The sequence below is a fragment of the Embleya sp. NPDC056575 genome, from assembly GCF_042793325.1.
In the GTDB taxonomy this organism is placed as follows: Bacteria; Actinomycetota; Actinomycetes; order Streptomycetales; family Streptomycetaceae; genus Embleya.
In genome coordinates this window covers 1-6,736 of the sequence record NZ_JBHTVA010000144.1, presented here as the reverse complement: position 1 = coordinate 6,736, position 6,736 = coordinate 1, and the positions used below count along the sequence as shown (strand labels likewise).

Genomic DNA, 6,736 nt, shown 5'->3' with positions numbered 1-6,736 from the left:
CCTTCCCGAGTGGGCCGGGCGTTTCCGGTGTGCGGTCGCCGTGTGGGTGGCGAGGGTGCACAGAACCGGACGGCGTGGGGTGCCGTGACCCGCTCTCCTCCTGGTAGGAGTAGCGCTGCTCCTGCCACGGGTCACCGATGTTGTGGTAGCCCCGCTCCTCCCAGAAGCCGCGCTTGTCGGCGACCATGTACTCGATCCCGCGCACCCACTTGGGGCCCTTCCAGGCGTACAGGTGCGGCACGATCAGCCGGACCGGGAAGCCGTGCTCGGCGGTCAGCGGCTCGCCGTTGTGGTGGGTGGCCAGGATCGTCTGGTCGCTCGCGAAGTCGAACATGCGCAGGTTCGAGCTGAAGCCGTACTCCGCCCACACCATCGCGTGGGTGACCTCCGGCGCGGGCGGGGCGATCTCCATCAGCTTGGCTATGGTCAGCCCGGTCCACTCGTTGCCCAGCATGCTGAACTTGGTCACACAGTGGAAGTCGGCGACCACGGTCTCGTGCGGCAGCGCGGAGAACTCGTCGTGGTTCCAGCAGTGCTTCTCCCCCGAGGCGGTCGCGCCGAAGACGCGGAAGTCCCAGATCTCGGGCTTGAACCGCGGGACGGGTCCGTAGTGCAGAACGGGCCAGCCACGCTGGATCCGCTGGCCCGGCGGAAGTCGCGGATCGCGATCCGGAGCCTCGGTCCCACCTTGTGCCGCTTCCGTATGCCCCATACCTCACATGGTCCCAGACGCCCCGACCGACTCTCGACCGCCCCTGCCGGCGCGGAAGCCGCGGACCGACCCGTTTTCCGGCGCCGCCCGGGACCGGCGGGCAGGCGGCGCACGGCGGGACATGTTCGACATTGGAAGGCAAGGCTGCCCTTCGTGGCGGAAGTGCTACCAAAAGTGACAGGATTCGGAGGAACTCCTGCCCCACGCGTGCCCGGGGTTCCCCCACGTCTCCCATGTTCACAGCCCGTCCCACACCGGAAGGTGCGTCGCGATGCACAGTGACCCGCAGATCATCGAGCTCCTGAACGAACAGCTCACGGCGGAACTCACCGCGATCAACCAGTACTTCCTGCACGCGAAGATGCAGGAGCACCGGGGCTACATCAAGCTCGCGGCCTGGACCCGCCACGAGTCGATCGACGAGATGAAGCACGCCGAACGGCTCACCGACCGCATCCTGATGCTGGAGGGCCTGCCGAACTACCAGCGCCTGAACGCGCTGCGGATCGGCCAGAACCTGGAGGAGATGTTCCGCGCCGACCTGGCGGTGGAGATGGAGGCCGTGGAGCGGCTGCGGCGCGGGATCCCGCTGATGCGCGAGAAGGGCGACGTGACCTCGGCCAACATCTTCGAGGAGATCCTGGCCGACGAGGAAGAGCACGTCGACTACCTGGAGACGCAGCTCGGCCTGCTCTCCGAGGTGGGCGAGCAGCTTTACATCGCGGGCCTGCTCAAGCAGCCGAACGAGAGCTGACCGGGAGCCGGCCGCAAGCGCGCGACCGATCGGGGCTTGTGTCACCGATCACCCGGTATTCCCCCCGGCGAGCCCTGAGGTTACCCTTACCTAAGTAACCTCGCCGCTGGGGGGAAATCTCCGTGTACGTCTGCATGTGCTTCGGTGTCACCGACCGTCAGGTCAACGACCGGATAGCCGACGGCGCCCGCACCATGCGCGAAATCGCCCAGTCCTGCGGGGGCGCGGGCACCGACTGCGGCCGGTGCGTCAAGAGCATCACCGCGATGTTGCCCCGCGACGAGTCCCGACGCCGGCGGCGCGAGTTGTGCGGCGAGGCGGACACCTGCGCGACCGCGTGCGAGAGCGCCGCCCCGACCGTCGAGCCCGTCGCGCTGCCGATGCCGACCGTCGTAGCCGCCACCGCGACCCTGCCCGACAACGTGGTCCCGCTGCGCCGGCACTCCGCCGCCTGATCAGCCCTTCGCCGCCTGCGCGATCGCCGTCGCGGCGCGCGCGCAACCGGCCGCGTCCACGTCCATGTGCGTGACCAGGCGCACCAGCCTCGGCCCGAACGCCGACACCAGCACCCCCTCCGCGCGGCAGCGCTCGGCGATCGTGGCCGCGTCCGGCTGCCGCTCCCCCAGCTCGACCAGCACGATGTTGGTCTCCGGGTCGGTCACCGCGAAGCCCGCCTCGCGCAGCAGCCCGGCCAGCCCCCGCGCGTGCTCGTGGTCCTCGGCCAGCCGCTCGACGTGGTGCTCCAGGGCGTACCGGCCGCCCGCCGCGAGGATGCCCGCCTGGCGCATGCCGCCGCCCATCCGGTGCCGCATCCGCCGCGCCTCCGCCTCGTACTCCGCGGGCATCATCAGCACCGACCCCGCCGGTGCGCCGAGCCCCTTGGACAGACACACGCTGAGCGAGTCGAACAGCGCCCCGTAACCGCGCAGCGGCGTGCCGGTGGCCACGTGCGCGTTCCAGATCCGCGCGCCGTCGCAGTGCAGCGGCAGCCCGAATCCGCTCACCAGCTCGCGAATCGCGGTCAGCTGCTCCAGCGGGTACACCGAGCCGCCGCCCCGGTTGTGCGTCTGCTCGACCGCGACCAGGTCGGTGCCGACCGTGTACGGGTTGCCGACCCGGATCAACCGGGCCAGGTCGGCCGGGTCGAGCAGGCCGCGCGGGCTGAGCGTGGTCCGGGTCTGGACGCCGCCCTGCGCCGACGCCGCACCGTCCTCGTGCGCGACGATGTGCGCGTCGGCGTCCAGGACCAGCTCGCCGCCCGCCGGGACGGCCAGCCGCACGGCCAGCTGGTTGGCCATCACGCCGGTCGGCGTGAACAGCGCGAACGGCTGCCCGAACAGGTCGGCGACGTACTCCTCCAGGGCCCGGACGGTCGGGTCCTCGGCGTAGACGTCGTCGCCCACCTCGGCGGCGGCCATCGCCGCGCGCATCGCGGGGCCGGGCTTGGTGACGGTATCGCTGCGCAGGTCGGTGAAGGTCATGGCGGCAGCATTACAGACGCCGTCGAGGGCGGATCCTCCGGTCGGAGGGTCCGCCCTCGGGGCGCTTGGGTCGGATCAGCTCTTGCGGTACATCTCCGCGACCAGGAAGGCCAGGTCGAGCGACTGGCTGCGGTTCAGCCGCGGGTCGCACGCGGTCTCGTAGCGCTGGTGCAGGTCGTCGACGAAGATCTCGTCGCCGCCGCCCACGCACTCCGTGACGTCGTCACCGGTCAACTCGACGTGGATGCCGCCCGGGTGCGTGCCGAGCGCGCGGTGCACCTCGAAGAAGCCCTTGACCTCGTCGAGGACGTCGTCGAAGCGACGGGTCTTGTGCCCGCTGGACGCCTCGAACGTGTTGCCGTGCATCGGGTCGGACACCCACACCGGCTGCGCGCCGGCCGCGGCCACCTTCTCCACCAGGGCCGGGAGGTTGTCCCGGACCTTGCCCGCGCCCATGCGGACGATGAAGGTCAGCCGGCCCGGGTCGCGGTTCGGGTCGAGCTTGTCGATCAGCGCGAGCGCGTCCTCGGGAGAGGTGGTCGGGCCGAGCTTGACGCCGATCGGGTTGCGGATCCGGGAGGCGAACTCGATGTGCGCGCCGTCGAGCTGCCGGGTGCGCTCGCCGATCCACACCATGTGGCCGGACACGTCGTACAGGTCGCCGGTGCGCGAGTCGACCCGGGTGAGCGCGTCCTCGTAGTCCAGGATCAGCGCCTCGTGGCTGGCGTAGAACTCCACGGTGCGGAATTCCTCGGGGTCGGTCCCGCACGCGTGCATGAAGCGCATCGCGCCGTCGATCTCGGCCGCGAGCCGCTCGTAGCGCTCGCCGGAGGGCGAGAGCGCGACGAAGTCCTGGTTCCAGGCATGCACCTGGCGCAGGTCGGCGTAGCCGCCCGTGGTGAACGCGCGCACCAGGTTCAGCGTCGCCGAGGACGAGTGGTACATGCGCTTGAGCCGCTCGGGATCGGGCATGCGGGCGGCCTCGGTGAAGGCCAGCTCGTTGACCGCGTCGCCCCGGTAGGACGGCAGGGTCACCCCGTCGCGGGTCTCGGTGCCGCTGGAGCGCGGCTTGGAGTACTGCCCGGCCATCCGGCCGACCTTGACCACCGGCACCGAGGCCGCGTAGGTCAGCACGACGGCCATCTGCAGCAGCGTCTTGAGCTTGTTCTTGATCGCGTCGGCGGTGTTGCCGGCGAAGGTCTCGGCGCAGTCGCCGCCCTGGAGCAGGAACGCTTCGCCCTTGGCCACCGACGCGAGCCGACCACGAAGCTGGTCGCACTCGCCGGCGAAGACGAGCGGCGGATAGGAACGGAGGTCCGCGAGGGCGGAGCCCAGGGCCTCGTTGTCCGGCCACTCGGGCTGTTGCGCCGCCGGGAGGGTTCGCCAGGATTCGATGTCGTTCAGGGTCACCGCTCAAGACTAAGCGGAGTGGCAACCCGATTGAGGCCGGCGCCCGGAGAGCGAGACGCGCGACATCGGGCGCCGGTGCGGCGGGCACCCGGCGCGCCCGGCGCGAACCCCCGGGAAACGGCGACGGCCGCCGGAAAACGGTGACCCCGCGCGGTCGAGCCACTAGGATTCGGGGCGTGATCGCGATCAGCTTCCATCGACACTCCTGGTGGCCCGTCCCTGCGGCGGCCCACTGACTTCGCGATCACCCCACGATCCGACGGCCGCCCGGCAGGGCGGCCCTTTGTTTGTCCCGGACCCGGCGGCGCACCCGCCCCGACCGGACGGACAACCGGCGGATCGCCCGGTCGGGAGGGCGTCTCTCTCGACCGAGGAGCACCCATGCGCACCGCCGACGCCCTGTCCCCGCTGTTCTCCGCCGCCCCGCCGCCGTTCGCGCTGATCCGGCGCGAGAACTCGTCCGTGGTCGAACTCCTGACCGGCGAGATCGTCGACGCGCCCGGCCTCGACGCGCTGCCGCTGCCGGCCGCCGGCGACGGGCCCGGGCACGAACTGCTCGCCCTGGTGCCATACGGGCAGATCCGCGAGCGCGGGTTCGAGTACCGCGAGGACGGCACGCCGCTGCGCTGCCTGCGGGTCACCGAGCAGCACGAGCTGCCCCTGGCCGAGGTGCTGGCCGCGCTGCCGCGGGTGCCGGTCGCGCTGCGCGGCGGCGGCTTCGACGTGGACGACGAGAGCTACGCCGTGATCGTCAAGCGGGTGATCGAGGAGGAGATCGGCCGGGGCGAGGGCGCCAACTTCGTCATCCGGCGCGACTACCGCGACCACATCGAGGACTACACGCCGGCCTCGGCGGGCACCCTGCTGCACCGGCTGCTGACCCGGGAGAGCGGCGCGTACTGGACCTACCTGATCCACACCGGCGAGCTGACCCTGGTCGGCGCCAGCCCCGAGCGGCACGTCAGCTCGATCGGCGGCGAGGTGGTGATGAATCCGATCAGCGGAACGTATCGGCATCCCGCCGAGGGGCCCTCGCGCGAGGGGCTGCTGGCCTTCCTGCGCGATCCGAAGGAGATCGACGAGCTGTTCATGGTCGTCGACGAGGAACTGAAGATGATGAGCGAGGTGTGCGACCTCGGCGGCGCGGTGGAGGGTCCCTTCCTCAAGCCGATGGGCCACCTCACACACACCGAATACCTGCTGCGCGGGGTGACCTCGCACGACGTGGGCACCGTGCTGCGCGGCACCATGTTCGCGCCGACGGTGACCGGCAGCCCGCTGGAGAACGCGTGCCGGGTGATCCGTCGGCACGAGCCGACCGGGCGCGGCTACTACTCGGGCGTACTGGCGCTGATCGGGCGCGACGGGGAGGGGCGACGCACCCTGGACGCGCCGATCCTGATCCGAACCGCGTACATCACCCCCGACGGCGGCCTGCGGGTGCCCGCGGGCGCGACCCTGGTCCGGCACTCCACCCCCGAGAACGAGGTGGCCGAGACACACGCGAAGGCGGCCGGGGTGCTGGCCGCGCTCGGCGTGGTGCCGGCCGCCGGGGTCGCCGGGAACACGGCGCTCGCGGCCGATCCCGAGGTGCACGCGGTCCTGGCGGAGCGCAATGCCGCGCTCGCCCCGTTCTGGCTGCGGCCGCGGGACGGGCACGCGCTGCGCGCGCCGGAGCTGGCGGGGCGGCACGTCCTGGTGGTGGACGGCGAGGACACCTTCACCGCGATGCTCGCGCACGTGTTGCGCACGCTGGGCCTGCGGGTCGAGGTCAGGTCGTACGACGACGTCACCTCGCGGCGGGTGCGCGGCGCCGACCTGGTGGTGCTCGGTCCCGGACCGGGCGACCCCCGGGACACCGCGCACCGCAAGATCCGGCTGATGGGCGCGTTGTTGCGGACCCGGCTCGACGCGAGCGCCCCGCTGCTCGCGGTCTGCCTGGGACACCAGTTGCTCGCCCACGAGCTGGGCCTGGAACTGATCCGCGAGCAGCGGCCGTACCAGGGCAAGCAGGAGACCATCGACCTGTTCGGCCGGCCGGAACGGGTCGGCTTCTACAACGCGTTCACCGCGCTGCGGCCGACCGGCGGGGTGCCCAACGTGGAGTTCGCCGCGGACTCGTTCAGCGGCCGGGTGCACGCGCTGCGTTCGAGCCGGATGCGGCTGGCGGGGGTGCAGTTCCACCCCGAGTCGGTACTCACCCACAACGGCCTGGCCATCGTGCGGGAGCTGCTCGCCGGGTTGTGAGCGCCGCGGAGGGCGCCGCGGGTGGGCGCCCACCCCGGCGGGTGCGGGCCGGGTCGGGGGCCCGGGCGCGCCCGGGGGCGCGCGGGGGGGCGCCCGGGCGGTCAGGGGGGGGGGCGTAATAAACAAAGTAGC

General features: G+C 71.7%; 5 protein-coding genes and 1 pseudogene. 3 read left to right on the top strand and 3 right to left on the bottom strand.

Going from position 1 to position 6,736, the window contains the following annotated elements; translation table 11 throughout:
• Positions 1-88: 88 nt before the first annotated feature.
• Positions 89-712 (bottom strand): annotated as a pseudogene (locus ACFRCG_RS48040) (sulfite oxidase-like oxidoreductase); the annotation flags it as partial.
• A 271-nt stretch (positions 713-983) separates the two neighbouring features.
• Here ACFRCG_RS48040 and bfr point away from each other — a divergent pair.
• Both bfr and ACFRCG_RS48030 read left to right on the top strand, forming a co-directional pair.
• The gene (gene bfr / locus ACFRCG_RS48035) at positions 984-1,466 is read left to right on the top strand and encodes a bacterioferritin (protein WP_126638323.1); all 483 of its coding nucleotides are present in this window, start codon (positions 984-986) and stop codon (positions 1,464-1,466) included.
• A 122-nt stretch (positions 1,467-1,588) separates the two neighbouring features.
• Positions 1,589-1,921: a bacterioferritin-associated ferredoxin gene (locus tag ACFRCG_RS48030; RefSeq protein WP_380043010.1), complete on the top strand. Its 333-nt coding sequence runs from the start codon at positions 1,589-1,591 to the stop codon at positions 1,919-1,921.
• On the opposite strand, the gene ACFRCG_RS48025 is transcribed toward ACFRCG_RS48030, so the two are convergent.
• Together ACFRCG_RS48025 and ACFRCG_RS48020 are read right to left on the bottom strand one after the other, a co-directional pair.
• Positions 1,922-2,947, bottom strand: coding sequence for a threonine aldolase family protein (locus tag ACFRCG_RS48025; protein WP_380043009.1), 1,026 nt, complete (start codon positions 2,945-2,947; stop codon positions 1,922-1,924). It abuts the gene before it with no gap.
• 75 nt (positions 2,948-3,022) lie between these two features.
• Positions 3,023-4,357, bottom strand: a complete 1,335-nt coding sequence (locus ACFRCG_RS48020; protein ID WP_380043008.1) for a class II 3-deoxy-7-phosphoheptulonate synthase — start codon at positions 4,355-4,357, stop codon at positions 3,023-3,025.
• Between the two features lie 381 nt (positions 4,358-4,738).
• On the opposite strand from ACFRCG_RS48020, the gene ACFRCG_RS48015 reads away from it, so the two are divergent.
• Positions 4,739-6,604, top strand: coding sequence for an anthranilate synthase family protein (locus tag ACFRCG_RS48015; RefSeq protein WP_380043007.1), 1,866 nt, complete (start codon positions 4,739-4,741; stop codon positions 6,602-6,604).
• The last annotated feature ends 132 nt before the right edge of the window (positions 6,605-6,736 follow it).

Bases quoted from the DNA above. Each gene is read 5' to 3' on its own strand.
- bfr (WP_126638323.1), top strand. From the start codon at position 984: ATGCACAGTGACCCGCAGATCATCGAGCTCCTGAACGAACAGCTCACG.
- ACFRCG_RS48025 (WP_380043009.1), bottom strand. From the start codon at position 2,947: ATGACCTTCACCGACCTGCGCAGCGATACCGTCACCAAGCCCGGCCCC.
- ACFRCG_RS48015 (WP_380043007.1), top strand. From the start codon at position 4,739: ATGCGCACCGCCGACGCCCTGTCCCCGCTGTTCTCCGCCGCCCCGCCG.